Source organism: Geobacillus sp. JS12 (assembly GCF_001592395.1).
GTDB lineage: Bacteria > Bacillota > Bacilli > Bacillales > Anoxybacillaceae > Geobacillus > Geobacillus zalihae.
In genome coordinates this window covers 2,180,884-2,207,163 of sequence record NZ_CP014749.1, presented here as the reverse complement: position 1 = coordinate 2,207,163, position 26,280 = coordinate 2,180,884, and the positions used below count along the sequence as shown (strand labels likewise).

19 protein-coding genes, 1 other RNA gene, 1 pseudogene and 1 other annotated feature are annotated in these 26,280 nt (G+C 54.3%); of the genes and pseudogenes, 18 read left to right on the top strand and 3 right to left on the bottom strand.

The genetic code is table 11. From position 1 onward, the window contains the following. Positions 1-15: 15 nt before the first annotated feature. The 3 genes and pseudogenes from queA to yajC all read left to right on the top strand — a co-directional run bounded on the left by queA (position 16) and on the right by yajC (position 2,499). Positions 16-1,043 (top strand): annotated as a pseudogene (queA, locus tag A0V43_RS10805) (tRNA preQ1(34) S-adenosylmethionine ribosyltransferase-isomerase QueA). A 17-nt stretch (positions 1,044-1,060) separates the two neighbouring features. Then, on the top strand, positions 1,061-2,203 hold the full coding sequence (gene tgt, locus A0V43_RS10800) for a tRNA guanosine(34) transglycosylase Tgt (protein WP_013144633.1): 1,143 nt from the start codon (positions 1,061-1,063) through the stop codon (positions 2,201-2,203). Positions 2,204-2,226: 23 nt separating this feature from the next. Continuing rightward, positions 2,227-2,499 carry a preprotein translocase subunit YajC gene (yajC, locus tag A0V43_RS10795; protein ID WP_063193074.1) on the top strand — a complete coding sequence of 91 codons (273 nt, stop codon included), beginning with the start codon at positions 2,227-2,229 and terminating at the stop codon, positions 2,497-2,499. Between the two features lie 92 nt (positions 2,500-2,591). On the opposite strand, the gene A0V43_RS10790 is transcribed toward yajC, so the two are convergent. Both A0V43_RS10790 and spoVB read right to left on the bottom strand, forming a co-directional pair. Then, positions 2,592-2,975, bottom strand: a complete 384-nt coding sequence (locus tag A0V43_RS10790) for a TIGR04086 family membrane protein (protein WP_013144635.1) — start codon at positions 2,973-2,975, stop codon at positions 2,592-2,594. 66 nt (positions 2,976-3,041) lie between these two features. Next, positions 3,042-4,604: a stage V sporulation protein B gene (gene spoVB, locus A0V43_RS10785; protein ID WP_063193073.1), complete on the bottom strand. Its 1,563-nt coding sequence runs from the start codon at positions 4,602-4,604 to the stop codon at positions 3,042-3,044. Positions 4,605-4,714: 110 nt separating this feature from the next. Between spoVB and A0V43_RS10780 the strand changes: the two genes are divergently transcribed. The 14 genes from A0V43_RS10780 to A0V43_RS10720 all read left to right on the top strand — a co-directional run bounded on the left by A0V43_RS10780 (position 4,715) and on the right by A0V43_RS10720 (position 21,810). After that, on the top strand, positions 4,715-5,002 hold the full coding sequence (locus A0V43_RS10780) for a post-transcriptional regulator (protein WP_013144637.1): 288 nt from the start codon (positions 4,715-4,717) through the stop codon (positions 5,000-5,002). Between the two features lie 113 nt (positions 5,003-5,115). Further along, entirely contained in the window at positions 5,116-7,368 is a 2,253-nt protein-coding gene (secDF, locus tag A0V43_RS10775) for a protein translocase subunit SecDF (protein ID WP_063193072.1), read from the top strand. A gap of 137 nt (positions 7,369-7,505) precedes the next feature. Then, positions 7,506-8,414 carry a cation diffusion facilitator family transporter gene (locus A0V43_RS10770; protein ID WP_128578017.1) on the top strand — a complete coding sequence of 303 codons (909 nt, stop codon included), beginning with the start codon at positions 7,506-7,508 and terminating at the stop codon, positions 8,412-8,414. Between the two features lie 57 nt (positions 8,415-8,471). After that, positions 8,472-10,838, top strand: a complete 2,367-nt coding sequence (gene recJ / locus A0V43_RS10765; RefSeq protein WP_063193854.1) for a single-stranded-DNA-specific exonuclease RecJ — start codon at positions 8,472-8,474, stop codon at positions 10,836-10,838. Beyond that, entirely contained in the window at positions 10,829-11,341 is a 513-nt protein-coding gene (locus A0V43_RS10760; protein ID WP_013144641.1) for an adenine phosphoribosyltransferase, read from the top strand. Before recJ ends, A0V43_RS10760 begins: the two co-directional genes overlap by 10 nt. Before the next feature lie 148 nt (positions 11,342-11,489). Then, positions 11,490-13,688, top strand: a complete 2,199-nt coding sequence (locus A0V43_RS10755; protein ID WP_013144642.1) for a RelA/SpoT family protein — start codon at positions 11,490-11,492, stop codon at positions 13,686-13,688. A 23-nt stretch (positions 13,689-13,711) separates the two neighbouring features. Continuing rightward, positions 13,712-14,170: a D-aminoacyl-tRNA deacylase gene (gene dtd / locus A0V43_RS10750; RefSeq protein WP_063193071.1), complete on the top strand. Its 459-nt coding sequence runs from the start codon at positions 13,712-13,714 to the stop codon at positions 14,168-14,170. 83 nt (positions 14,171-14,253) lie between these two features. Beyond that, positions 14,254-14,427, top strand: a complete 174-nt coding sequence (locus tag A0V43_RS19805; RefSeq protein WP_013144644.1) for a hypothetical protein — start codon at positions 14,254-14,256, stop codon at positions 14,425-14,427. Positions 14,428-14,769: 342 nt separating this feature from the next. Continuing rightward, complete coding sequence (gene ahpC / locus A0V43_RS10745) at positions 14,770-15,333, top strand: alkyl hydroperoxide reductase subunit C (protein ID WP_013144645.1); 564 nt, start codon at positions 14,770-14,772, stop codon at positions 15,331-15,333. 13 nt (positions 15,334-15,346) lie between these two features. Beyond that, positions 15,347-16,876, top strand: coding sequence for an alkyl hydroperoxide reductase subunit F (ahpF, locus tag A0V43_RS10740; RefSeq protein WP_063193070.1), 1,530 nt, complete (start codon positions 15,347-15,349; stop codon positions 16,874-16,876). A gap of 420 nt (positions 16,877-17,296) precedes the next feature. Beyond that, positions 17,297-17,528: a binding site (T-box leader), on the top strand. A 46-nt stretch (positions 17,529-17,574) separates the two neighbouring features. Continuing rightward, positions 17,575-18,855: a histidine--tRNA ligase gene (gene hisS, locus A0V43_RS10735; RefSeq protein WP_063193069.1), complete on the top strand. Its 1,281-nt coding sequence runs from the start codon at positions 17,575-17,577 to the stop codon at positions 18,853-18,855. A gap of 4 nt (positions 18,856-18,859) precedes the next feature. After that, positions 18,860-20,632 carry an aspartate--tRNA ligase gene (gene aspS / locus A0V43_RS10730; protein WP_063193068.1) on the top strand — a complete coding sequence of 591 codons (1,773 nt, stop codon included), beginning with the start codon at positions 18,860-18,862 and terminating at the stop codon, positions 20,630-20,632. Positions 20,633-20,707: 75 nt separating this feature from the next. Continuing rightward, positions 20,708-20,894, top strand: a non-coding RNA gene (gene ssrS, locus A0V43_RS10725) — 6S RNA. Positions 20,895-21,045: 151 nt separating this feature from the next. After that, on the top strand, positions 21,046-21,810 hold the full coding sequence (locus A0V43_RS10720) for a tRNA threonylcarbamoyladenosine dehydratase (protein WP_013144649.1): 765 nt from the start codon (positions 21,046-21,048) through the stop codon (positions 21,808-21,810). 548 nt (positions 21,811-22,358) lie between these two features. On the opposite strand, the gene A0V43_RS10715 is transcribed toward A0V43_RS10720, so the two are convergent. Beyond that, positions 22,359-23,009, bottom strand: coding sequence for an RsfA family transcriptional regulator (locus A0V43_RS10715; protein WP_013144650.1), 651 nt, complete (start codon positions 23,007-23,009; stop codon positions 22,359-22,361). Between the two features lie 181 nt (positions 23,010-23,190). On the opposite strand from A0V43_RS10715, the gene A0V43_RS10710 reads away from it, so the two are divergent. Further along, on the top strand, positions 23,191-26,238 hold the full coding sequence (locus A0V43_RS10710) for an efflux RND transporter permease subunit (RefSeq protein ID WP_013144651.1): 3,048 nt from the start codon (positions 23,191-23,193) through the stop codon (positions 26,236-26,238). Positions 26,239-26,280 lie beyond the last annotated feature (42 nt).

Below are 26,280 nucleotides of genomic sequence, written 5' to 3'. Positions count from 1 at the left end.
AGGAAGGAGAATTGCATGAAAGTCGATTTGTTTGATTTTCATTTGCCGGAAGAGTTGATTGCGCAAACGCCGCTTCCAGACCGGGCGGCATCAAGGCTCATGGTGCTCGATAAACGAACGGGCGCCATTCGCCATGAAACGTTTCGCAACATTATTTCGTACTTGAATCCGGGCGACTGCCTCGTTTTAAACGATACGCGCGTCATGCCGGCGCGGCTTTACGGCGAAAAAGAGGAAACGGGCGGAACAGTCGAAGTGCTGCTGTTAAAGCAATTGGACGGCGACCGTTGGGAGACGCTCGTCAAGCCGGGAAAACGAGTCAAGCCAGGAACGAAACTCACCTTTGGCGGGGGGAAGCTTGAAGCCGTCTGCCTCGATACGCTGGAACACGGCGGGCGAGTGCTTGAGTTTTCGTATGACGGCCTGTTTTATGAAGTATTGGCCGAACTTGGGGAGATGCCGCTGCCCCGTACATTAAAGAAAAGCTTGACGACCCGGAACGGTATCAGACGGTGTACGCCCGTGAAATTGGTTCGGCAGCGGCGCCAACCGCCGGTTTGCATTTCACCGAAGAGCTGCTTGACGCCATTCGCGAAAAAGGGGTGCATATCGTCTTCATCACCCTTCATGTCGGGCTTGGCACGTTTCGGCCGGTGCAAGTGGACGAAGTCGAGAAGCACGATATGCACGCCGAATTTTATCAAATGAGCGAGGAAACGGCCGAGACGTTAAACCGCGTCCGGGAGCAGGGCGGCCGCATCATCGCCGTCGGCACGACGTCGACACGGACGCTCGAGACGATCGCCGGCAAACATAACGGCCGATTTGTTGCAGAAAGCGGCTGGACCGACATTTTCATCTATCCGGGCTATGAGTTCAAAGGGATTGATGGGCTGGTGACGAACTTCCACCTGCCGAAATCGACGCTCATCATGCTCGTGAGTGCGCTCGCCGGGCGCGAAAATATTTTGCACGCGTATCAAGTAGCGGTCAAAGAGCGATACCGCTTTTTCAGCTTCGGTGATGCGATGCTCATCATTTGAGAAAGGAGACGAGCACGTTGACGACACCGATTCGCTTTGAACTGATCAAAACGTGCCGGCAGACGGGCGCGCGCCTTGGCATCCTCCATACGCCGCACGGCTCGTTTGAAACGCCGATGTTTATGCCGGTTGGGACGCTCGCCACGGTCAAGACGCTGTCGCCGGAAGAGCTGAAGGAAATGGGGGCCGGCGTCATTTTAAGCAACACCTATCATCTTTGGCTGCGCCCGGGGCATGACATTGTCGCGGAAGCGGGCGGGTTGCATGCGTTTATGAATTGGGATCGCGGCATTTTGACGGATTCCGGCGGCTTCCAAGTGTTCAGCCTCAGCGAATTCCGCCGCATCGAGGAAGAAGGCGTCTATTTCCGCAACCATTTAAACGGCGATAAGCTGTTTTTATCGCCGGAAAAAGCAGTCGAAATTCAAAATGCGCTTGGCGCCGACATCATCATGGCGTTTGATGAGTGCCCGCCGTATCCGGCGACGTATGAATACATGAAACAGTCCATCGAGCGGACGAGCCGTTGGGCGGAGCGCTGCTTGAAGGCGCACCGCCGCCCGAATGAGCAAGGGCTGTTTGGCATCGTCCAAGGCGGCGAGTATGAGGAGTTGCGCCGGCAGAGCGCCCGCGATTTAGTGTCGCTCGATTTCCCGGGCTATGCGGTCGGCGGGTTGTCGGTCGGCGAGCCGAAAGAGGTCATGAATCGGGTGCTCGAGTTTACAACGCCGCTTCTGCCGGCGGACAAGCCCCGCTATTTAATGGGCGTCGGTTCGCCGGATTCGCTCATCGACGGAGCGATCCGCGGCATCGACATGTTCGATTGCGTGTTGCCGACGCGCATTGGCCGCAACGGCACCGTGATGACGAGCGAAGGGCGAGTCGTCATCAAAAATGCTCAGTATGCCCGGGACTTTTCGCCGCTCGATCCGAACTGCGACTGCTACACGTGCCGGAACTATACGCGCGCGTACATCCGCCATCTCATCAAATGTGATGAAACATTTGGCATCCGCCTCACTTCTTACCATAACGTCTATTTTTTGATAAAATTGATGGAGCAGGTGAGGCAGGCGATCCGTGAAGATCGACTCGCCGATTTCCGTGAGGAATTTTTCGAACGCTACGGCTTCAATAAGCCGAATGCAAAAAACTTTTGACGACCGGAAAGGAGGGGGATTGCATGAACGCAACGATCGCCAATTTGCTGCTGATTGTGCTGTTTTTTGTGATTTTCTACTTTTTGCTCATTCGCCCGCAGCAAAAACGGCAACGCGCCATCCAGCAAATGCAGGCGAATTTGAAAAAAGGCGATAAAATCATCACGATTGGCGGCTTGCATGGCATCATCGACTCGGTCGATGAGGACAAAATCATCGTTCGCGCCGGCGACGGCACGCGACTGACGTTCGACCGCTCCGCGGTGAGAGAAGTGGTGGCGGAAAGCAAGGCGTAGCGGGAGCTTAAAGGGCGGCGCCTAAGCCGGGCTGCCGTCAAAAAAGCGGCTGTTTCATAGAGAAACAGCCGCTTTCGCATCGATGCACCCGCTTACGCCCGCTCGCGGCGTGTCGGCGACAAGTTGACGCCGACGATGCCGCCGAGGGAGGCGGCAATCAAAAAGCCGAGATGGTATAGCCATTGCTCGATGGTAAACGGTTTTTCGATGCCGAGAAACTGAAACAAAAAGATAATCACCGTAAACGACAGGCCGGTCAGCCCGCCGGCGAGCCATCCTTTTTCTTGGCTTTTTCCGCCGGCGACAACGCCGCCGATAAACAGCGAGACAACCGAGGCGGCAAACACGATCCAGGTGAGCGACGATTCGTGAATGTCCGTCCATTTGAGCAACAACGAAAAAATGAAGCTGACGAGCGCCGCCAACACAAAAATGGTGGCGATTCCATACACCAGTGCGCTGCCAAGCCGTGACACCGCGATCCCTCCTTGGCCCAAACGCTTTTTACCACAATATATTCACCGCCGGACAGGTTTAGACGTTTATTTTCGCTTGTTTTTGCCGGCCAGCCAGTGCAGCCCCGGAAGGTAGACGAGCTCTTCGCGCTGGATGAGCCGGAACAGAACGAGGCAGGCGGCATATAGGGCGGCTGTCGCGGCCATGGCAAGCAGCGTCCAAAGCGGTGCGGGCACGGCCAAAAGCGGATGGCGGGAGAGCGCATAGCCGATTGCGCCCGCAGCGATGATGGCGCCAAGCGCTTTGATGTACTCGCGTGCATCGATGGAAAAAGACACCGCCTTGACGACCGTGGCAAAGTGAAGCAACGTCACAAGAACGGTGCTGACTGCAGTCGCCAGCGCCGCGCCCATAATGCCCAAACTCGGACGGGAAGCAAGGACGAAGATGCACACGAGCTTCAACACCGCTCCGATCAAGCTGTTCGTCATGGCGGCGTTCGCCAAGTCCAGTCCTTGCAAGACCGCCTGCAGCGGGCCTTGGAAATAATACAATAAGAAAAACGGCGCCATCACTTGAATAAAGATCGCGGCTTCACTTGTGCCGTACATCCAGTGCATGAGCGGCTCGGCGAACAAGTAAAGAACGACGGTGGAAAGGCCGCCGGTGATAAGCGACAAGCGCATCGCCTGGGCGATCCGGTATTCGACCAAAAGCAGCTTGCGTTGCGCCATTGCTTCGCTGATGGCCGGCACCAGGGCGGTCGAAAGCGCGTACGTAATAAACGACGGCAACGTCAACAACGGCAGCGCGTAGCCGACAAGCTGTCCGTATTGCCTCGTGGCAGTGGAGGCGGCGATGCCGGCCAATGACAAGCTGTTGGCGACGACGATTGGCTCAAAAAACCAAGAAAGCGAGCCGATCAAACGGCCGCCGGTCGTCGGCAAGGCAATGCGCATGAGGCGGACGAACGTCTCTTTGCCGGCTTGGACGTAGTGAAAAAACTTTGTCCGCAGGCGAATCGATTTTTTAACCTTAAATAAAAACAGCAAATACAATAATGCTGCCAGCTCGCCGAGAACGGAAGACGCCATGGCGCCGGCGGCGGCATACTCGACGCCGTACGGCAAAAGCGGCTGTGTGCATAAGGCAATCAAGCTGATGCGGACGATTTGTTCCATCAAGAGCGAGTAGGCGTACGGTTTCATTTGCTGGCGTCCTTGAAAGTAGCCGCGCAGCACCGAAGAGATGGCGACGATCGGCACAATTGGAGCGATGGCAAGAAGCGGATAGTACGTGCGCGGGTCGGTGAACATCGTCCGGGAGAGCCATGGCGCAGCAGCGATCAACGCCGGCAGAAGCACGATGCTTAGCGCGCCGGTGGTGGCCAGCGACACGACGAGAATTTGTTTCACCCGCTGCCGGTCGCCGGCCGCCTCTGCTTCGGCGACGAGTTTGGAAATGGCGACCGGCAGCCCGATCTGCGTCGCGGTAATCGCTAAAACGAGCGTCGGCACGGCCATCATGTACAGCCCGACTCCTTCATCGCCGATCATGCGGGCGACGACAATTCGGTTGATGAAGCCGAGAATTTTCGTAATAAAGCCAGCGGCGATTAAAATGACCGTACCTTGTAAAAATTTAGACATTTTCTCCCCCTGCCTTCTCAAATGCCTCCATCTTTTATACAATATATGCAAGGCCCATGGCCAAGCATGACAAGATTGGCAGGCGGCAATGGATACAAGGGGTATGGGGGATGGAGGAAAACCGGAAGCTGCGCGAACAGCTCATGCCGGCGCTCGAGTCGAAGTGCGATGAGTTTCGTCTTCTCGGCTATACGCAAGTGACGATGGACGGGCTGTGGGAATGTTTATGTTCCCGCAAGTGGAAGCATCGGCCGGCGGAAAAAAAACTGCATGAGTTGGTCAGCGACATTTTCTCTCTTTCGCCGAGCGAGTATATGATGTTTTTGACGATGCGTTCGTATAAGCAGCAGGCGGCCGGCGATGATGAGTTGGAGCGGGTTTTAAAGGAGTTGTTATAGTGGAAAATTGACACTTGCCGGCTGCTGTTTCATAATGGAAGGCGAGGCCAATGTTTTGCTTGGCGCGACACCGGACGGCGCTTGGGCAAGTTGAAGGAGGAATCTTAAGGAGAATGGTAAAACGAAACCGCATCGTCGCCTTTTTTCTGCTCCTGCTTTTGTTCGCCGGAGTGATGGGGCCGACGATTCAAGGAATTGTACATAACATCAAACTGGGCCTTGACTTGCAAGGCGGTTTTGAAGTGCTGTATGAAGTGAAGCCGGCCAAAAAAGGCGATAAGATTGATCAAGAGACGCTGCAAAGCACCGTCAGCGCGCTGAATAAACGGATCAACGTCCTTGGCGTCAGCGAGCCGCGCGTTGACATCGAGGGAGGAAACCGCATCCGCGTTCAGCTTGCCGGGGTGAAAGACCAAAATGAGGCGCGCCAAATTTTGTCCACGCAGGCGAAATTGACGTTCCGCGATGTCAATGACAACGTGCTGATGGACGGAAGCGATCTCGTCCAAGGCGGAGCGAAGCTGTCGTTTGATGAAAACGGCCGGCCGAGCGTCGCTCTGAAATTGAAAGACGCCGACAAGTTCCGCCAGGTGACGGAAAAAGTATATAAAATGGGGCCGCCAAACAACATTTTAGTCATTTGGCTCGATTTTCAAGAAGGGGTGGACTCCTACCGGAAAGAAGCGGGCAAAGCGGATCCGAAATTTATTTCCGCCGCTTCAGTCAACCAAGTGTTCAATCAGACGGATGTGTCGATCGTCGGCAATTTTACGGTCAAAGAAGCGCAACAGCTGGCCGATTTGCTCAATGCCGGCGCGCTGCCGGTCGAGCTGCATGAAATTTACTCCACGTCCGTCGGCGCTCAGTTTGGGAAAAACGCCCTGCAAAAAACGGTGTTGGCCGGCATCATCGGTGTGGCGGCGATCTTCTTGTTCATGATTTGGTTTTACCGGCTTCCCGGGATCATCGCCGTCATTACGCTGTCGGTATACATTTATTTGATTTTGCTTTTGTTTGATTGGATGAACGTCGTGATGACGCTGCCGGGCATTGCCGCGCTTATTTTAGGGGTTGGGATGGCGGTCGATGCCAACATTATTACGTACGAACGGATCAAAGAGGAGCTGAAGCTCGGCAAGTCGATGCTGTCGGCGTTCCGTGCTGGCAACCGCGGGTCGTTTGCGACGATTTTTGACGCCAACCTTACGACGATCATCGCCGGCGCTGTTCTTTTTATTTACGGGACAAGCTCGGTGAAAGGGTTTGCGACGACGCTCATCATCAGCATCGTCGTCAGCTTTCTCACCGCCGTTTACGGCACGCGGCTGTTGCTCGGACTGCTTGTGTCAAGCCGCTGGCTCGATAAAAAGCCGGAGTGGTTTGGCGTCAAAAAGTCGGAAATCTTAAACATTGCCGAAACGACCGAGGAAACGGAAGTGCCTACGAAGTTTGACCGCTGGGATTTTGTCAAACATAGCCAAAAGTTTTTCATTTTCTCTGGCGCATTGACGATCGCCGGCGTCATCTCGTTGTTTGCCCTGGGGCTGAATCTTGGCATTGACTTCACGAGCGGAACGCGCGTTGAGGTGACGAGCAGCCAGCCGATCGATGCGAAAGAGCTGAGCGGCTATTTCGAGCGGCTCGGCTACAAGCCGGAGGATGTCGTCCTGTCCGGCACGGATGGGAAAACAGGCGTCGTCCGCTTGATTGGCGTGCTCGATAAGCAAGAAATTGCCAAGCTGAAAAATGAATTGAAGCAAGCGTATGGCAACGAACCAAACATCAGCACCGTCTCGCCGGTCGTCGGCAAGCAGCTGGCCCGCAATGCGCTCATTGCTGTGCTGATTTCCTCGATCGGCATCATTCTTTACGTGACGATCCGCTTTGAGTGGCGGATGGCGTTGGCGGCGATCGTCGCCCTGTTGCATGACGCCTTTTTCATTGTCACGGTGTTCAGCTTGACGCGTCTTGAAGTCGATTTGACATTCATCGCCGCGGTGCTGACAATCATCGGGTACTCGATCAACGATACGATCGTCACGTTTGACCGCATCCGGGATTTGATGAAAAAGCGGAAAGTGAAAACGGTTGACGACTTGAAGCATATCGTCAACCGGGCGCTGCAGCAAACATTTACGCGCTCGGTCAATACCGTATTGACCGTCTTGTTTACGGTCATCGCGTTGCTCATCTTTGGCAGCGAAGCGATCCGCAATTTCAACCTCGCCTTGCTCGTTGGACTTGTGTGCGGCGTCTATTCGTCGCTTTGCATTGCTTCGCAGCTTTGGGTCGTTTGGAAAGGACAGGAGCTCAAAAAAGGGAAAGGAGCCAAAAAAGCGGCGGCCGAGGCCGAACCGCAGGTGTAACAGCGCGCCGGAAAAGTGAATGTGCTTTTCCGGCGCCTTTTTTGTTCGGTGCAATGCTCGGGGCGGAAAATGGATACACTAACCGTCAGATGCAACATAGGCAGCGCGTGAGGCTGCTGAATGCAAAGGTGGGGGAGATGGCCATGGAACACGAACAGCGGTTCAGGCAGGCGAAAACAGCAGCGGTCGTCGGCATCGCCGGCAACATGGCGCTCGCCGTCGTCAAGGCGGCGGTCGGCGTGTGGAGCCAAAGCCAAGCGTTGATCGCTGATGCCGCCCATTCAGCGTCCGATGTTGCCGGCTCGTTCGCCGTTTGGGTCGGACTGCGGGCCGCTGCGCGCCCGCCGGATGAGGATCATCCGTACGGGCATGGGAAAGCGGAATCCATCGCCGCCATTATTGTGGCGGTTCTTCTATTTCTCGTTGGGATCGAGATCGGGCGCTCGGCGTTTCTGTCATTTTTCGCCCCACTGTCGCCGCCCGGGGCGGCCGCCATTTACGTCTTGTTGTTGTCGATTGCTGTCAAAGAAGCGATGTTTCGCTATAAATACCGGCTCGGGAAAAAGCTAAACAGCGATGCGCTGATCATCAACGCCTATGAGCACCGATCGGATGTGTTTTCGTCGTTTGCTGCGCTCATCGGCGTCGGCGCCGCCATTGTCGGTGGAAAATGGGAGATTGACTGGCTTGTATATGCCGACCCGTTCGCCGGATTGTTCGTCTCGCTGCTTGTTCTGAAAATGGCATGGGACCTTGGCCGACAGTCGGTCCATACGGCGATCGACCATGTGCTTCACGAGGAGGAGGCCGGCTATTTGCGCGAGGCGGTCTTGTCCATTCCCGATGTGCGGCAAATCAATGAGCTGCATGCGCGCGAGCACGGCCATTACGTCATCGTCGATTTGAAAATCGCCGTCGATCCGCGATTGACGGTCGAAGAGGGGCACCGGATCGGAAAGAAAGTGAAAGAAAAACTGCTGACGCTGCCGCGCGTCCGCAATGTCATGGTTCACATCAACCCGTACAACCCGGAAAAAAAACCGTAATGTCGTTGCCTGCCCTTTTCTCCTTTTTGTATAATAAGGAGAGTTGAGGTGGGAGACATGTTGAAAGCGAAAACGCGTTGGGAGGTGGAGCGCCTCGATGAGCAGACGGTGAGGCGGCTGGCTGAGGAAGCCGGCGTCACGCCCTTATTGGCGAGGCTTCTCGTCCGCCGCGGGGTGCGGACGGCCTCGGAGGCGGCGGCGTTTCTCAATCCGCTTCGCCAACCGTTTCATGATCCGTTTTTGCTTGACGGGATGGAGCGAGCGATTCAGCGTCTAAAGCGGGCGATCGACGCGGGTGAACGCGTGTTGGTATACGGCGATTACGATGCCGATGGCGTTTGCAGCACGTCGGTGATGGTGAGTGCTCTCAAGGAGGCGGGGGCGTCGGTCGAGTTCTACATTCCGAACCGATTTACGGAAGGATACGGGCCGAACATGGCGGCGTTTCGCTCCGCAAAAGAGCGCGGCGTTTCCGTCATTGTGACCGTCGACAATGGGATTGCGGCGGTCAAGGAAATTGCGGCCGCCAACGAGTGGGGGATGGATGTCATCGTAACGGATCACCACGAGCCAGGTCCGGTGTTGCCGGAGGCGCATGCGATCATTCATCCGAAGCAGCCGGGAAGTACATATCCGTTTCGCGATTTAGCCGGCGTCGGCGTTGCGTTTAAGGTAGCCCATGCCTTGCTTGGGCGGGTGCCGCGCCATTTGCTTGATTTGGTCGCGATCGGCACGATCGCTGATTTGGTTCCGCTTGTTGGGGAAAACCGCCTCTTTGTTGCACACGGGCTTGAAGCGTTGCGAGCGACGGAGCGCATCGGGCTGCGCGCTCTTTTTCGGCAATGCCGCATTAATGCGGCGGCCATCAACGAACAGACGGTCGGATTTGTCATCGCTCCGCGCTTGAACGCGGCGGGGCGCCTCGGCGGCGCCGATCCGGCAGTGGCGCTCTTAATGACGGACGATGAGAACGAAGCGGTGCAGCTGGCGGCGGAGATGGATGAGTTAAACCGCGAACGTCAGCAGCTTGTGGCACAAATCGCTGAAGAAGCGGCGGACATGGTGCGCCGCCAATTTCCTCCTGAGGAACATCGCGTCTTGGTTGTGGCAGGCGAAGGATGGAATGCCGGAGTGGTGGGCATTGTCGCTTCTAAGCTTGTCGAGCAGTTTTACCGCCCGGCGGTCGTGCTTTCCATCGACCAGGAAAAAGGGATCGCCAAAGGGTCAGCCCGCAGCATTCATGGGTTTGACTTATTCGCCAGCCTGTCGCAATGCCGCGACCTGTTGCCGCACTTTGGCGGCCACCCGATGGCGGCGGGGATGACATTGGCGCTTGATGATGTCGAAGAATTGCGGCAACGGCTGAACGCCATCGCCGCCGAAACGTTGTCTGAGGACGATTTTACGCCGCCGACGTTCATCGATGCTTCCTGTTCGATTGCTGAGTTGACGCTCGACGCCGCCCGCGGTCTTGAGCGGTTCGCTCCGTTTGGCGTCGGCAATCCGCGGCCGCTTGTTCTCATTGAAGGGGCGTCCGTTGAAACGATGCGGCGCGTCGGGGCGAACGGAGCCCATATGAAAGCCGTCTTTTCCCAAGACGGGGCCGCGATCGATGCCATCGGCTTCGGCCTCGGGCCGTTATGCGAAGAAATCGCTCCGGATGCGCGCATTTCGGCGGTCGGGGAGCTGTCGGTGAACGAATGGAACGGGTTCGCCAAGCCGCAGCTGTCGTTGTGTGATCTGGCGGTCAGCGACTGCCAGCTGTTTGACGTCCGCGGCTGCCGCGACGTCCGTCCACTTCTTGAGCGGCTGCCAAAAGAGAAGCGGCTAGTCGTCTCCTTTCGCTGCAAAACTGGACAGCGCCCGGACGTGGCTCCATTTCGCGGGGAGCTTCATTGCGTGCCGACCGAAGAAGAGGCGGGCGCCTTATCGATTGACGACCGCTATGTCGTGCTGCTTGACGTGCCGCCGCGGCTGGCCTTGCTGTCGGCGCTTCTTGGCAGCGGGCGGCCGGCGCGCATTTACGCGGTGTTCGCCCAGCCCGAGGCGCAATTTTTCCGCACGTTTCCGACGCGCGAACATTTTAAATGGTTTTACGCCTTTTTGCATCAACACCGTTCGTTTCCGCTCGCCAAGCGCGGCGGTGAGCTGGCCCGCGCCCGCGGTTGGACGGAAGAGACGGTTCATTTTATGGCGAAGGTGTTTTTAGAGCTTGACTTTATCAGCGAACAAAACGGCGTCATTTCGCTCGTTCATCAGCCGGCGAAGCGCGATTTGCACGAATCGCCGACGTACCGCCGGCGGCGGGACGAGCTCGAGGCGGAGCATCAGTTAGTCTATTCCACTTACGAGCAATTGAAACGCTGTTTGGCGGAAATGACACGTTCGCAAACGCACGAGGAGGCAAACGTATCATGGACTTAAAACAATACATTACGATTGTGCCCGATTTCCCGAAGCCGGGCATCATGTTTAAAGATATTACCACGCTGATGGACAACGGTCCGGCGTACAAATACGCGACCGACCAAATTGTTCAATATGCGCGCGAAAAACAAATTGATATCGTCGTTGGTCCGGAAGCGCGCGGCTTTATCATCGGATGCCCAGTCGCCTATGCGCTTGGCGTCGGGTTTGCGCCGGTGCGCAAGGAAGGGAAGCTGCCGCGCGAAGTCGTCCGTGTGGAGTATGGCCTGGAATATGGAACAGATGTCTTGACGATGCATAAAGATGCCATTAAGCCAGGGCAGCGTGTGTTGATCACCGACGATTTGCTCGCGACGGGCGGGACGATGCGGGCGACGATCGATTTGGTGGAACAGCTCGGCGGAGTGGTGGCCGGATTGGCGTTTTTGATTGAGCTCACCGAGCTTGGCGGCCGCAAAAAATTGGAAGGCTACGACATTTTGACGCTGATGCAGTTTTAAACAGTCGACATTGTTCGCATCTTCGGATACAATAAAGAAAAAAGGGGCACTCACACATGAGTGCTCTTTCTTATTAACCGTATGAACGCAACGGACCTCTGCGCTTTGCAGCTTCAATTTTAATCGATTAAAAAGGTGATTCAACCCTATGGCCAATGAACAAGTGCTGACAGCGGAGCAAGTGTTTGAACGAGCGAGCTGCTATTTGTCGGAACAGGACGTCGCCTTTTTGAAAAAGGCGTACGAGTTTGCCAAGCACGCCCACCGCGACCAATTCCGGAAATCGGGCGAACCATACATCATCCACCCGATTCAAGTCGCGGGCATTTTGGTGGACTTAAAGATGGACGCGACAACGATCGCCGCCGGGTTTTTGCATGATGTCATCGAAGACACCGAGGCGACAAAAGAAGACCTTGAGCGCGAGTTCGGCGCGGAAGTGGCGATGCTTGTCGACGGGGTGACGAAGCTTGGGAAAATTAAATATAAATCGCAGGAAGAACAGCAGGCGGAAAACCACCGGAAAATGTTTTTGGCCATGGCGCAAGATATCCGGGTCATTTTGATCAAGCTCGCCGACCGGCTGCACAATATGCGGACATTGAAACATTTGCCGGCCGAAAAACAGCGGCGCATTGCCAATGAGACGCTCGAAATTTTCGCTCCGCTCGCGCATCGGCTCGGCATTTCGAAAATCAAATGGGAGCTTGAGGATACGGCGCTTCGCTATTTAAACCCGCAGCAATATTACCGCATCGTCAATTTAATGAAGAAAAAGCGGGCTGAGCGCGAGCAATATTTGGAGGAAGTCATTCAAGAAGTGCGCGAACGGCTCAACGAAGTGCATATTCCTTGCGAAATTTCCGGGCGTCCGAAACATATTTACAGCATTTATCGAAAAATGGTGATGCAAAATAAACAGTTTAACGAAATTTACGATTTGCTCGCTGTCCGCATCATCGTCAACAGCATCAAAGACTGCTACGCTGTATTGGGGATTATTCATACATGTTGGAAACCGATGCCCGGGCGCTTTAAAGACTACATCGCCATGCCGAAGCCGAACATGTACCAATCGCTCCATACGACGGTGATCGGCCCAAAAGGCGAGCCGCTTGAGGTGCAAATCCGCACATTTGAAATGCACCAAATCGCCGAATTCGGGATTGCTGCCCACTGGGCGTACAAAGAAGGAAAGACGATCAAGCCGAACTCGTTTGAAGAAAAGCTGTCTTGGTTTCGGGAAATTTTGGAATGGCAAAACGACGCGAGCAATGCCGAAGAGTTCATGGAATCGCTCAAGATGGATTTGTTTTCCGACATGGTGTTCGTCTTCACGCCAAAGGGCGATGTCATCGAGCTGCCGGCCGGATCGGTGCCAATCGATTTCGCTTACCGCATCCATTCGGAAATCGGCAACAAGACGATCGGGGCGAAAGTGAACGGCAAAATGGTGCCGCTTGATTACAAGCTGCAAACGGGCGACATCGTCGAAATTTTAACTTCCAATCATTCGTACGGTCCCAGCCAAGACTGGCTGAAACTGGCGAAAACGTCGCAGGCGCGCAACAAAATCCGCCAGTTTTTCAAAAAGCAACGGCGCGAAGAAAACATCGAAAAAGGCAAAGAGATGGTGGAAAAAGAGGTGCGCAGCCTCGGCTTTGAGCCGAAAGAAGTGATGACGGCGGACAACGTAAAGCGCGTCGCCGAAAAGTTCAACTTCTCGAACGAAGACGATATGTATGCGGCAGTCGGCTATCATGGCATCACAGCGGCGCAAATCGCCCATCGGTTGACGGAAAAATGGCGGAAGCAGCGCGATCTCGAGGAACAGCAGCGCAAACTGGCCGAAGCGGTCTTCGAAGCCAAGCTGCCAGCTGGCAAAAAGCGCGACTGCGGCATTCGCGTCCAAGGAATGGACAACTTGCTCATCCGTTTGTCGCGCTGCTGCAACCCGGTGCCGGGCGATGAAATTATCGGCTTCATTACCCGCGGCCGCGGCATTTCCGTCCACCGCGCCGATTGCCCGAACGTCAAGACCGAAGAAGCGGCCGATCGGTTGATTGCCGTAGAATGGGAGAGCGGAGCAAACGGCGAGCGCGAATATAACGTGGACATTGAGATCACCGGATTTGACCGCCGCGGTTTGCTGAATGAGGTGCTGCAGGCGGTCAATGAAACGCGAACAGACATTTCCGCCGTTTCGGGACGCTCCGATCACCGCCATAAAATCGCGACGATCCATATGACGATCGCCATTCATAATTTGAGCCACTTGCAAAAAGTGGTCGATCGAATCAAGCAAATTCCCGACATTTATTCCGTCCAGCGCTTGATGAACAACTAAGGGCGGCGAAAGGAGGAAGGCGAGTGAGAGCGGTCATCCAGCGGGCGAAAGAGGCCAAAGTCACCGTCGACGGCGAGACGGTCGGAGCGATCGATGCCGGGTTTGTCGTCCTTCTTGGCGTCACACACGAGGACACGGAGGACGATGCTGCCTATTTGGCTGAGAAAATCGCTCATTTGCGTATTTTTGAAGATGAAGACGGAAAAATGAACCGCTCCTTGCTTGACGTCGGCGGGGCGGTGCTGTCGGTGTCGCAGTTCACCCTTTACGGCGACTGCCGAAAAGGCCGGCGCCCGAACTTTATGGCGGCGGCAAAGCCCGACCATGCCTTGCCGCTGTATGAGGCGTTCAACGCCGCTTTGCGCGAAAGAGGCGTTCATGTAGAAACCGGCGTATTCGGTGCGATGATGGACGTATCGCTCACAAACGACGGGCCGGTCACCTTGATCATCGACAGCAGCGAGAAACCGGGAAACCGATGAAGTTTCCCGGTTTCTTTTTTATTTTCGGCGAAAAATGGGAAAGATGAAAACAGTGTGGATGATCAAGGAAAGGAGGAAGGAGGATGCGGCAAGCGGACAAGAGTGAGCAGGCGCATCGGGCGGACGATGTGTTGTCCGTGGACTTTCATGAATGGATGCGTCTTCAATCGGAGTACAGCGCCTTTGAACTAGCATCTGAGTTTGGTGTGCTCCCTCATGGTGTGCAAAGGCTGAAAAAACAGCAGTTTCGCCCGTAATGGCACGGACCATATTTCGCTTTAAGGAACTGAAAATACAAGCGTGTGAGGAGGTCGAGTATGCGGCGCTGAGCGCGGCTTGACGATGTTTGTCGGCGAGCCTAGAAGGCCGGTGAAAAACAACCATTTCCCTTAAACCGATGATTCTTGAGTGGCGAGAAGAGGAACGATAAGGTTGCTCAACTTGAAAAGCGGCATGATTGCACTGCATTTTCTGTTCAATCACCAGCCTTCCAGAAAGAATTTTGAGCGTATATGTTGACAAATGCAAACATGCTATACGATAATAAGTTTTGTATTAAAATAATTATAAAATAACAGATCCAGGAGGTAGATGAAGCAATGTCTCTGGTAGGAAAGAAAGTGCAGCCGTTCCGCGCCCAAGCGTATCACAACGGCGAATTCATCGAAGTGACAGAGCAAGACTTCATGGGGAAATGGAGCATCGTTTGCTTCTATCCAGCGGACTTTACGTTCGTCTGCCCGACAGAGCTCGAAGATTTGCAAGACCACTACGCGACGTTCAAAGAACTTGGCGTGGAAGTGTACTCGGTTTCGACCGACACCCACTTTACGCATAAAGCATGGCACGATACATCCCCAGCCATCGGCAAAATCGAATACGTGATGATCGGCGACCCTTCGCATCAACTGTCGCGCATGTTTGATGTGCTCGATGAAGAACAAGGATTGGCGCAGCGCGGCACGTTCATCATTGACCCAGACGGCGTCATTCAAGCGGTGGAAATCAATGCGGACGGCATCGGCCGCAACGCCAGCACGCTGATTGATAAAATTAAAGCGGCTCAATACGTGCGCAACCATCCTGGTGAAGTCTGCCCGGCGAAATGGAAAGAAGGAGCGGAAACACTGAAGCCAAGCTTGGATCTCGTCGGCAAAATTTAAGGAGGCTTAGGCGATGCTGTTGGATGCTGACATCAAGGCGCAACTAGCTCAGTATTTGCAATTGCTTGAAAATGATATTGTCTTGACGGTAAGCGCGGGAGACGACAACGTTTCCCGCGATATGCTTGCTTTAATCGATGAATTAACGGCGATGTCGCCGAAAATCAAAGTGGAAAAAGCGAAGCTGGAACGAACGCCAAGCTTCAGCGTCAATCGGGTCGGCGAAAACACCGGCATCACCTTCGCCGGCGTGCCGCTCGGCCATGAATTTACGTCCCTCGTTTTGGCGCTGCTTCAAGTGAGCGGGCGGCCGCCGAAAGTCAGCCAAGACGTCGTGGACCGCATTCAACAAATCAGGGGCAAACATCATTTTGAAACGTACGTCAGCTTGACTTGCCACAACTGCCCGGACGTCGTGCAAGCGCTCAACATCATGAGCGTGTTAAACCCGAACATTTCGCATACGATGATCGACGGGGCGGCGTTTAAAGAAGAAGCGGAGCAAAAAGGGATTATGGCCGTACCGACGGTGTTTTTAAACAGCAAACTGTTCGCGAGCGGCCGCATGTCGCTTGAAGATATCCTCGCCAAATTAGGGAGTGCTCCGGACGCTTCTTCCTTCGCCGACAAAGAGCCGTTTGATGTGCTGGTGATCGGCGGCGGCCCTGCAGGTGCGACAGCAGCCATTTACGCAGCGCGCAAAGGCATTCGCACTGGCATTGTCGCGGAGCGCTTCGGCGGACAAATTTTAGATACGCTCGGCATTGAAAACTTTATCAGCGTCAAATATACGGAAGGACCGAAGCTTGCGGCCAGCATTGAAGAACATGTAAAGCAATACAACGTCGACATCATGAGCTCGCAGCGGGCAAAACGGCTCGAGAAAAAAGACTTGATTGAAGTCGAGCTGGAAAACGGCGCTGTGTTGAAAAGCAAAACCGTTGTCATCGCAACGGGCGCCCGTTGGCGCAACCTTGGCGTGCCGGGCGAGGAAGAGTTCAAAAACAAAGGGGTCGCCTATTGCCCGCACTGCGACGGCCCGCTGTTCGAAGGGAAGCACGTGGCGGTCATCGGCGGCGGGAACTCTGGAGTCGAAGCGGCGATTGACCTCGCTGGCATCGCCAGCCATGTGACGCTGCTGGAGTTCGCCCCTGAACTCAAGGCGGATGCTGTTTTGCAAGATCGTTTGTACAGCTTGCCGAACGTAACGGTGATTAAAAACGCGCAAACGACGGAAATCACCGGCACGGACAAAGTCAACGGCTTGACGTACATTGACCGGGAAACAGGAGAAGAACATCATATCGAATTGCAGGGCGTGTTCGTGCAAATCGGCCTTGTTCCGAACACCGAATGGTTGGAAGGAACGGTGGAACGGAATCGCTTCGGTGAAATCATTGTTGATAAACGCGGCGCAACGAACATTGAAGGCGTCTTTGCCGCAGGCGACTGCACGGACAGCGCCTATAAGCAAATTATTATCTCGATGGGCTCGGGTGCAACCGCGGCGTTAAGCGCGTTTGATTATTTGATTCGCCATTAAGAGGGCCGAAGGTGGACCGCCTCTTCGATCCCATGGAGGGGCGGTTCAACGAGTCGGCTCTCTTTTTTTAACATCTTTCCGAAAGAAGTCTCCCACTTTGAAGCGAAGTGAAAGTGGGAGATGAATGTCGGTTGGCGTCAGCCAACGAATAGGATAGAATATGGCTAGAACGGACACCTTCGGAACGAAGGGAAGCGTAAAGGGTTCTTGTGTGTGGCTTACCGTTCGGCGAACACACACAAGTCGCTTGAAGCCCCCATCTCTAAGCGAAGCGTAGGTGGTGGGTAGTTCACACAAGGTGAAAAATGTGATGAGACATCAAAGTTTTTCTCTTTGCGAAAAACCATGGATCACACCGCTAGGACAACTTGACAAACGGCCGAGATTGTCCGTAATATAAAATTACATCTTTCTCATACGGAACAACCGATGATGGAGAAAAGTAGTTAAGGCCCACATGGCCAGAGAGGAAACGCCCAAGGCTGCGAGCGTTTCTCCATGATGGCTTAACGAAAGACACTCCGTAGGTTTCCCTTTGAACGCGCTTTGCGCCAGTAAAGGGGAACGTGTGCCATGCGTTAATGGCGACAAGCGGAAGCCGGATCGGCTTCAATTAGGGTGGCACCGCGGGAATGACGCTCTCGTCCCTATCGATGACAGGGACAAGGGCGTTTTATTTTGGGCAAAGGAGGATGAGCATGGCTTTTCAAATTCCAAGAGGGACACAAGATGTGCTGCCAGGGGACACGGAAAAATGGCAATATGTCGAGCACATTGCCCGCAGCCTCTGCAGCCGGTATGGGTATCAGGAAATCCGGACGCCGATTTTCGAGCATACGGAGCTTTTTTTGCGCGGCGTGGGGGATACAACGGACATTGTGCAAAAAGAAATGTACACGTTCGAAGACAAAGGGGGGCGCGCGCTGACGCTCCGCCCGGAAGGAACGGCGCCGGTTGTCAGAGCGTTTGTCGAGCATAAGCTGTACGGCAGTCCGAACCAGCCGCTGAAATTGTATTACAGCGGGCCGATGTTTCGCTACGAGCGGCCGGAAGCGGGACGGTTCCGCCAGTTCGTCCAGTTCGGCGTCGAGGCGCTCGGCAGCAGCGATCCGGCGATTGACGCCGAGGTGATGGCGCTAGCGATGCATATTTACGAAGCGCTTGGCTTAAAACGGATCCGGCTTGTCATCAACAGCTTGGGCGACCTTGACAGCCGCCGGGCGCACCGAGAGGCGCTTGTTCGCCATTTTTCAAGCCGCATCCACGAGCTGTGCCCGGACTGCCAGACGAGGCTTCATACGAATCCGCTCCGCATTCTCGACTGCAAAAAAGACCGCCATCATGAGCTGATGGCGACGGCGCCGTCGATTTTGGATTATTTGAACGAAGACTCGCGTGCTTATTTTGAAAAAGTCAAACAATATTTAACTAACCTTGGCATTCCGTTTGTCATTGATTCGCGTCTTGTGCGCGGACTTGATTACTACAATCATACGACGTTCGAAATTATGAGCGAAGCGGAAGGATTTGGCGCGGCGGCGACGCTGTGCGGCGGCGGGCGTTACAACGGGCTTGTCCAAGAAATCGGCGGTCCGGAGACGCCGGGCATCGGCTTTGCCTTGAGCATCGAGCGGCTGTTGGCCGCCCTTGACGCCGAAGGTGTGGAATTGCCGGTGGAGAGCGGGCTTGACTGCTATGTCGTCGCTGTCGGTGAGCGGGCGAAAGATGAGGCGGTCCGCCTCGTTTATGCATTGCGCCGCTTTGGATTGAGGGTCGATCAAGATTATTTGGGCCGAAAATTGAAGGCGCAGCTGAAGGCCGCCGACCGGCTTGGGGCATCGTTTGTCGCCATTATCGGCGATGAAGAACTCGAGAGACAGGAAGCGGCGGTAAAGCATATGGCGAGCGGCGAGCAAACGAATGTACCGCTCGGCGAGTTGGCGCACTTTTTGCATGAACGGATCGGGAAGGAGGAGTGAGCGAATGGAACGGACGTATTATTGCGGAGAAGTGCCGGAAACGGCCGTCGGCGAGCGCGTCGTGCTCAAAGGCTGGGTGCAAAAGCGCCGCGACTTAGGCGGCCTCATTTTCATTGACTTGCGCGACCGAACGGGCATCGTCCAAGTTGTCGCCAGCCCGGACGTGTCGGCTGAAGCGCTGGCGGCAGCGGAGCGCGTGCGGAGCGAATACGTTTTAAGCGTCGAAGGAACGGTCGTCGCCCGCGCTCCGGAGACGGTCAATCCGAACATCGCAACCGGCCGCATTGAAATTCAGGCGGAACGAATCGAGATCATCAACGAGGCAAAAACGCCGCCGTTTTCGATTTCCGATGACACGGATGCGGCGGAAGACGTGCGCTTAAAATATCGGTATTTGGATTTGCGCCGCCCAGTCATGTTTCAAACACTGGCGCTTCGCCACAAAATCACAAAGACGGTGCGCGACTTTTTGGATAGCGAACGCTTTTTGGAAATTGAAACGCCGATGTTGACGAAAAGCACGCCGGAAGGGGCGCGTGACTATTTGGTGCCGAGCCGCGTCCATCCGGGCGAATTTTACGCCTTGCCGCAGTCGCCGCAAATTTTTAAGCAGCTGCTCATGGTCGGCGGCGTGGAACGGTACTACCAAATCGCCCGTTGCTTCCGTGACGAGGATTTGCGCGCCGACCGCCAGCCGGAATTTACGCAAATCGACATCGAAATGTCGTTTATCGAACAAGAGGATATTATCGATTTAACCGAACGGATGATGGCTGCCGTCGTGAAAGCGGCAAAAGGGATCGACATCCCGCGCCCGTTTCCGCGCATCACGTATGACGAGGCGATGAGCCGCTACGGCTCGGACAAGCCGGATATACGCTTTGGCCTCGAGCTCGTCGACGTATCGGAAATCGTTCGTGATTCAGCGTTTCAAGTGTTCGCCCGCGCCGTCAAAGAAGGAGGCCAAGTGAAGGCGATCAACGCGAAAGGCGCTGCCCCTCGCTATTCGCGTAAAGATATTGACGCCTTAGGAGAATTTGCCGGCCGCTACGGGGCGAAAGGGCTCGCCTGGCTGAAAGCGGAAGGCGAAGAGCTGAAAGGACCGATCGCCAAGTTTTTCACCGATGAGGAACAGGCGGCGCTGCGTCGAGCGCTTGCTGTCGAAGACGGAGATTTGCTTTTGTTTGTCGCCGACGAAAAAGCGATCGTCGCCGCGGCGCTAGGCGCGTTGCGGCTGAAGCTTGGCAAGGAGCTCGGCTTGATCGACGAAGCGAAGCTCGCGTTTTTGTGGGTGACGGATTGGCCGCTTTTGGAGTATGACGAAGAAGAAGGGCGCTATTACGCCGCTCACCATCCGTTTACGATGCCGGTGCGCGACGACATTCCGCTGCTTGAGACAAACCCGGGCGCCGTCCGCGCGCAGGCGTACGACCTCGTCTTAAATGGCTATGAGCTTGGCGGCGGCTCGCTCCGCATTTTCGAGCGGGACGTGCAAGAAAAAATGTTCCGCGCCTTAGGGTTCAGTGAAGAAGAAGCGCGCCGTCAGTTCGGATTCTTGCTTGAGGCGTTTGAATACGGCACTCCGCCGCACGGCGGCATTGCGCTTGGCCTTGACCGGCTGGTGATGTTGCTCGCTGGGCGCACGAACTTGCGCGATACGATCGCGTTTCCGAAAACGGCGAGCGCGAGCTGCTTGCTTACCGAAGCGCCGGGGCCGGTCAGCGACAAGCAGCTCGAGGAGCTGCACTTGGCGGTTGTGCTTCCGGGAAACGAGTGACAGCGGCATCTGAAAAAGAAACGTTGGCAATAGGTGTTCACAAAGGCTGAAAAATGTGTTACAATCAAACTAACAACCGTCCTAATGTGTTCGTCGGATCACTGATCGTTTTGACCGAACAGTTTATGATCCGGGAGCTCGGGGTTTCCAAGCGGCGTGCACGCCTCTTCGTCACAGGGGAAGCGCAAACCTTGGAACAGGGCACCCACCTATGGGAGAGCGGGTTCAAAACGAAGGCATCGACGGCACGATTGGGACTGGCAACAGTAAGGAATCAACAACATTTCCCCTATGCGGATGGCCGCGTAGGGGTTTTGTTTTGCCAGCAAAATGCCGTTGCCTCTTTTGCTGTCTTGATGGTAGGATAAAAAGCGGCATAAACACCAATTTTGGAGCAAACGGAGAGGAGAACGATGCTGCATCAATTTTCCCGCAATGAACTCGCGATTGGCCCTGAAGGGTTGGAACGCTTAAAAAACGCCACCGTCGCCGTCCTTGGCGTCGGCGGCGTGGGGTCGTTCGCCGTCGAGGCGCTCGCCCGTTCCGGCATTGGCCGCTTGGTGCTTGTTGATCGCGATAACGTCGATATCACCAACATCAACCGGCAAATCCATGCGTTGCTCTCGACCATCGGGCGTCCGAAAGTGGAGCTCATGAAAGAGCGCATCGCCGACATCAACCCGGCGTGCGAGGTGATCGCTTTGCAAATGTTTTATACGGAAGAGACGTATGTGCAGTTTTTCGCCTATGATCTGGATTTTGTCATCGATGCGTCCGACACGATTGTGTACAAAGTGCATTTGATGAAACAATGCCTCAAGCGCGGCATTCCGATCATCTCCAGCATGGGTGCGGCGAACAAAATGGATCCGACCCGGTTCCGCATTGCCGATATTTCGAAAACACACACCGATCCGATCGCGAAAGTCATCCGCGCCAAGCTGCGCAAAGAAGGGATCCGCCGCGGCATTCCGGTCGTCTTTTCCGACGAGAAGCCGGTGAAAATCCGCGAAGATGTCCGCCAGGTTGTCGGCAATGACGCTTCGCCGATCCGCAAGGCGAAAATGCCGCCGTCTTCGAATGCTTTCGTTCCATCAGTTGCCGGGCTCATTATGGCTTCCTACGTGATAAATCGTCTATTAGAGGGAATTCCCATCAGGCGCGTTGGCGACGATTGAACTCTTCCACCTTCATCCTATTTCGCGCAGGAGACTCTCACTTCAACGACTAAAGGGAGTAAGTGGGAGAGGAATGCGCGTTCCCCCTTTCTTTTGTGGTATGATAGAATAAAGACGTGGAGAAAACCGTTCAATAAAGGCACTCCAATAACGGCTGCTCGATGTATGGAGTTGGTTGCAGGAAACGTTGCAACCGTCAAATATCGAGCGTAGGTCTGTCTGTTGTGTGTGGAAGCCAAGTACTGCCAACAGACACACCGAGAGAATCGGTAACGATGCAGGCATGACCTGCGTCGTTGGGCAGCTGTCAACCTGCCCCCTGATGCAACCCCAAATCAAGGAAGGAGGACGAGGTCCGTTTGCACTTCTGGGGAGTTGCAAGCCCCCACTTCAAGCGTTAGCGAAGTGGGGGTAGTTGACTTCGAACAAAATGGGAAGGCGAAGGTTCCTGTAAACATCCGGTGCATTCACCGGTTTGGTAGCGGGCGCTGTCCGTCGTTCCAGCGGTGAAAACGTGTCCCGATGCTTTGTTGGGGCACCTTCTTTTTTTATGAATGGGCGAGCGATTCGTTCGATCCGTTCGCCTCGGCGGCAAACAGCTGGGCAAGAGAGAAACGGTCGCCTTCTTCGGAAGCGAGCTGGCGGGCGCGGGCCATGATTTTCACGAGCGCCTCATAATCTTCTTGCACGGTGGTCTGCCTCGTTTCAAGGCGTTCGAGTTTTTGAGCAAGCTGTTCGTTCCGCGCCTGCCATTCCGCCCGCTCGCGTTTCAGGCGCTCGTTGTCTTGGCGGATCGCTTCCATCTCCTCGATGCCGCGCCGCAATGTTTGCAAAAATGAAATGCACTGCTCCAGTGTCAATGGGGCTGCTGGGAGAAAAGGCGATGACCCTTCGGCGCCGTCCCGTTCTCCAGAAGGACTCCAAGCAGCAACCGTATTGTCTTTTTGCCACTTTTTCATCATTTCGAGCGCCCGTTTCCGTTCTTTCCGCTGCTTTTTTGCCTGTTCGATCGCCTCAAGGTACCGTTTGCGCACCTCGGCGTTCCAACGGAATCCGCATGCTGCCGCTGTGCGGTGCAGTTGTCTCCCAACGACTTCAAAAGCGGCAAGTTGCGTTTTTCCTTCGCGTATATATTGCAGCACCGTTTCAGCCAACAGTACATCTTCTTCATGTGACCAAGCATCCTGTCTTGTTTTCATGTTGTCCACCCCATCAAATGGTAATGTTGATATGGTCATAGTTTTTCCGTTTGATTTCCACTTTAAACTTCACCCTTTTCATTTTTCCCATTTTCATGTATCATAGAAATAGTTTTGTATGACCGGTCAGTTCAAAATAATTAGACTGATTGGTCAAAATCGTGGGATGAGAGGTGGCATGATGACGTTTTTGACTAGGTTCAGTTTGAAAAATGCGGCAGCTGTGTTTGTATGTTCGTTTTTGCTCCTGTTTCTAGGACTGTATTCCTTCTCCTCCTTGAAGGTCGATTTGCTGCCGAACATTGAATTTCCCCAGTTGTCGATTGAAGCGGTCTATCCTGGGGCTTCTCCGCAAGACGTGAATGAGGAGGTCACGGCCAAGCTCGAGGAAAAACTGAAGTCCCTTGACGGGCTTAAGCAAATGCAGAGTTCGTCCTATGAAGGAATGGCTGTTATCAATCTTGAATTCCCGTTTCGGACAGATATGGAGAAAATGGAGCGGCAGGTCGAATCGCTCATTGATCAAGCAGGATTGCCCGATCATGTCCAAACGGAAGTCAATCGGTTTTCATTCGGTTCCATCCCGGTTTTCAACATTTCCTTGTTTGCCAAAAACGAAACCGATCTGCAAACGTTGCTGGAAACCGAAGTGATTCCAGAATTGAATAAAATCGACGGGGTGAATTCCGTTTCGATCGGTGGAGACAGCGAGCGCCTCATCCGGATCACAGTCGATCGGAAAAAGGCCGCTCAGGCGGGATTGACCTTGTCAGAGATTAAAAACCAAATCAATGAAAAGGTGTTGGCGTTCCCGGCTGGAACGTTGCAAACCGATACATGGCAAATTCCGGTTCGCGTCGAGGAAAAATTGAACACCATCCATGAGTTGAAAAATCTGAAACTCGTGCCGACAGCTGTTCCGATGGCGGTGAATGGATGGCAGCGCGTCTCTCCCGTGAAGCTTGGGGATATTGCGACGATTGAGGAAGTCAACGAACAAAGCGAATTCACCCGCTATAATTTGAAGCCATCGCTGTCGATGGCCGTGACGAAAAAACAAGATGCCAATACGATTGAAGTGGCAGACCAAGTGATCAAAGTGCTGAATTCCTACAAACATCAGTTTGATTATTCCATCGGGTTTGATTCGTCAGCTGGCATCAAACAATCCGTTGAATCGCTTGTCCGTGAAGGGCTGCTCGGGGCGCTGTTCGCTTCGTTGGCCGTCTTGCTCTTTTTGCGCAACGTTCGGGCGACTGTGATTGCCATCGTCTCGATTCCGCTCTCGCTGCTTGTATCGGCCATTTTTCTCAATCGTATGGATATTACCCTCAATGTCATGACGCTTGGCGGCATGGCCGTCGCCGTCGGCCGAGTCGTGGATGACAGCATTGTCGTGATCGAAAATATTTTCCGCCGCGTCCGCCGGGAGAAAACAGGCATGAGCGATGATTTAGTCGAGCAATCAACGAAAGAAATTGTCAAAGCGATTGTGTCCTCGACCATCACAACGGTTGTCGTCTTTTTGCCTCTCGGGCTTGTTGGGGGCATTACAGGGGAATTTTTCCTGCCTTTTGCCTTGACGATTACGTTTGCCCTGTTGGCCTCTTTGTTGGTGGCCGTGACGGTTGTGCCGATTTTAGCGAAATTTTCGTTCCGCCGTGTGCCGCCAGAGGAAAAAGAAGGAGCGCTTCAGCGTCTGTATGGCCGAATCATTGAATGGGCGCTCAACCATAAAGCGATTGTCTTTGTGTTGTCGGTTGTGCTATTGGTTGGTTCATTGGCGCTCGTGCCGAAACTTGGATTTACGTTTTTGCCGAACGAAGAGCAGAAAACGTTGGTGGCGAGCATTGAACTGCCGGCTTCCACATCGGTGGTCAAAACGAATGATGTGTCGTTGGAGATGGAAAAGATGTTTTTAAAACGAAGCGATGTCGAGAGCGTCACCGCCGCAGTGGGAAGCCGCGATTTCCGCACAGGATTGAAACGGCCCAATCAAGCCAGCTATTATATTCGATTAAAGGACAGCGCTGACACCGCGAAAACCGTGGCCGTTCTCGAAAAAGAAATGCGCCGCATCGCCAATCAGCTCGCGCCCGGGGCCAAATTGGGCGTGCAAGAGATGTCGAGCGGAGGGCCGCCAACGAATAATAACGTGAATATTGACTTATACTCCAATGACTTGGAGGCGCTCCAAACAGCAGCCAAACAGGTCGAGACGTATTTAAAACAACGCGATGATGTCAAAGATGTGACGAATAACTTGACGGAAAAGCAAAAACAAGTGATTGTCGCCATTGATCCGGAAAAGGCGGCCGCTTATGGCGTTTCGGGCATGCAATTGCTCGGGACGGTGGCCGATGCAACCAAACCGGTCGATGTGGGGACGCTGAAACTCGGTGGCAAGGATGAGCAAGTCGAACTTTCGTATGATGAAACGTTGGGATCGATCGATGAGTTGAAAGAGCTTCCGATCGTGACGAGAAACGGAGTGATTCCACTTTCAGCTGTCGCCGAAGTGAAAGAGGCGGACGTGTATACGTCCATTCAAAAGCTGGACGGAAAAGTGTTTGCCCGCGTATCCGCCCAGATTGTCGGCGACAACATTCAGGAAGTCACGAATGATATTTCGAAACATGTAAATGATTTGAAGATCCCATCCGATGTCACAGTGAAAACGGGCGGCGGAAGCGATGAGACGGTGCAGACGTTCCGCGAACTCGGTGTGGCCATGGCGGCGGCCATCGGGCTTGTGTATTTGACGATGCTGATTACATTTGGTAAAGTGCGGGTGCCGCTGATCATTTTATCTTCCCTTTTGTTTGTTCCCATCGGTTCGCTGTTTGCTTTGTATGTGGCCGATGAGCCGCTTTCCATCAGCGTCATGATCGGCTTGTTGATGCTCATTGGCATCGTGACGACCAATGCGATCGTGCTGGTGGATCGAATCGGGCAAAACCGCGAACAAAAACGGATGACGGTGCGAAGCGCCATCATTGAAGCCGGCAAAACACGGCTGCGGCCGATTTTAATGACAGCCTTTGCGACTGTGACAGCCCTCATTCCGCTTGCGCTGACGAATGAGGCCGGCACGTTGATTTCGAAAGGGCTGGCCATCACGGTCATCGGCGGCCTGACGTCGTCGACGTTATTGACGCTTGTGTTCATTCCTGCGATGTATGAGGCGTTTTTCTTCCGGACGGCAAAACGCGAACCGATGGCAAAATGACAGGGCTGGATGGCCGGATAACGGGCCGTCCGGCATTTTTTT

Bases quoted from the DNA above. Each gene is read 5' to 3' on its own strand.
- yajC (WP_063193074.1), top strand. From the start codon at position 2,227: ATGAACGCAACGATCGCCAATTTGCTGCTGATTGTGCTGTTTTTTGTG.
- spoVB (WP_063193073.1), bottom strand. From the start codon at position 4,604: ATGTCTAAATTTTTACAAGGTACGGTCATTTTAATCGCCGCTGGCTTT.
- A0V43_RS10780 (WP_013144637.1), top strand. From the start codon at position 4,715: ATGGAGGAAAACCGGAAGCTGCGCGAACAGCTCATGCCGGCGCTCGAG.
- secDF (WP_063193072.1), top strand. From the start codon at position 5,116: ATGGTAAAACGAAACCGCATCGTCGCCTTTTTTCTGCTCCTGCTTTTG.
- A0V43_RS10770 (WP_128578017.1), top strand. From the start codon at position 7,506: ATGGCCATGGAACACGAACAGCGGTTCAGGCAGGCGAAAACAGCAGCG.
- recJ (WP_063193854.1), top strand. From the start codon at position 8,472: ATGTTGAAAGCGAAAACGCGTTGGGAGGTGGAGCGCCTCGATGAGCAG.
- A0V43_RS10760 (WP_013144641.1), top strand. From the start codon at position 10,829: ATGGACTTAAAACAATACATTACGATTGTGCCCGATTTCCCGAAGCCG.
- A0V43_RS10755 (WP_013144642.1), top strand. From the start codon at position 11,490: ATGGCCAATGAACAAGTGCTGACAGCGGAGCAAGTGTTTGAACGAGCG.
- A0V43_RS19805 (WP_013144644.1), top strand. From the start codon at position 14,254: ATGCGGCAAGCGGACAAGAGTGAGCAGGCGCATCGGGCGGACGATGTG.
- ahpC (WP_013144645.1), top strand. From the start codon at position 14,770: ATGTCTCTGGTAGGAAAGAAAGTGCAGCCGTTCCGCGCCCAAGCGTAT.
- ahpF (WP_063193070.1), top strand. From the start codon at position 15,347: ATGCTGTTGGATGCTGACATCAAGGCGCAACTAGCTCAGTATTTGCAA.
- hisS (WP_063193069.1), top strand. From the start codon at position 17,575: ATGGCTTTTCAAATTCCAAGAGGGACACAAGATGTGCTGCCAGGGGAC.
- aspS (WP_063193068.1), top strand. From the start codon at position 18,860: ATGGAACGGACGTATTATTGCGGAGAAGTGCCGGAAACGGCCGTCGGC.
- A0V43_RS10720 (WP_013144649.1), top strand. From the start codon at position 21,046: ATGCTGCATCAATTTTCCCGCAATGAACTCGCGATTGGCCCTGAAGGG.
- A0V43_RS10715 (WP_013144650.1), bottom strand. From the start codon at position 23,009: ATGAAAACAAGACAGGATGCTTGGTCACATGAAGAAGATGTACTGTTG.
- A0V43_RS10710 (WP_013144651.1), top strand. From the start codon at position 23,191: ATGACGTTTTTGACTAGGTTCAGTTTGAAAAATGCGGCAGCTGTGTTT.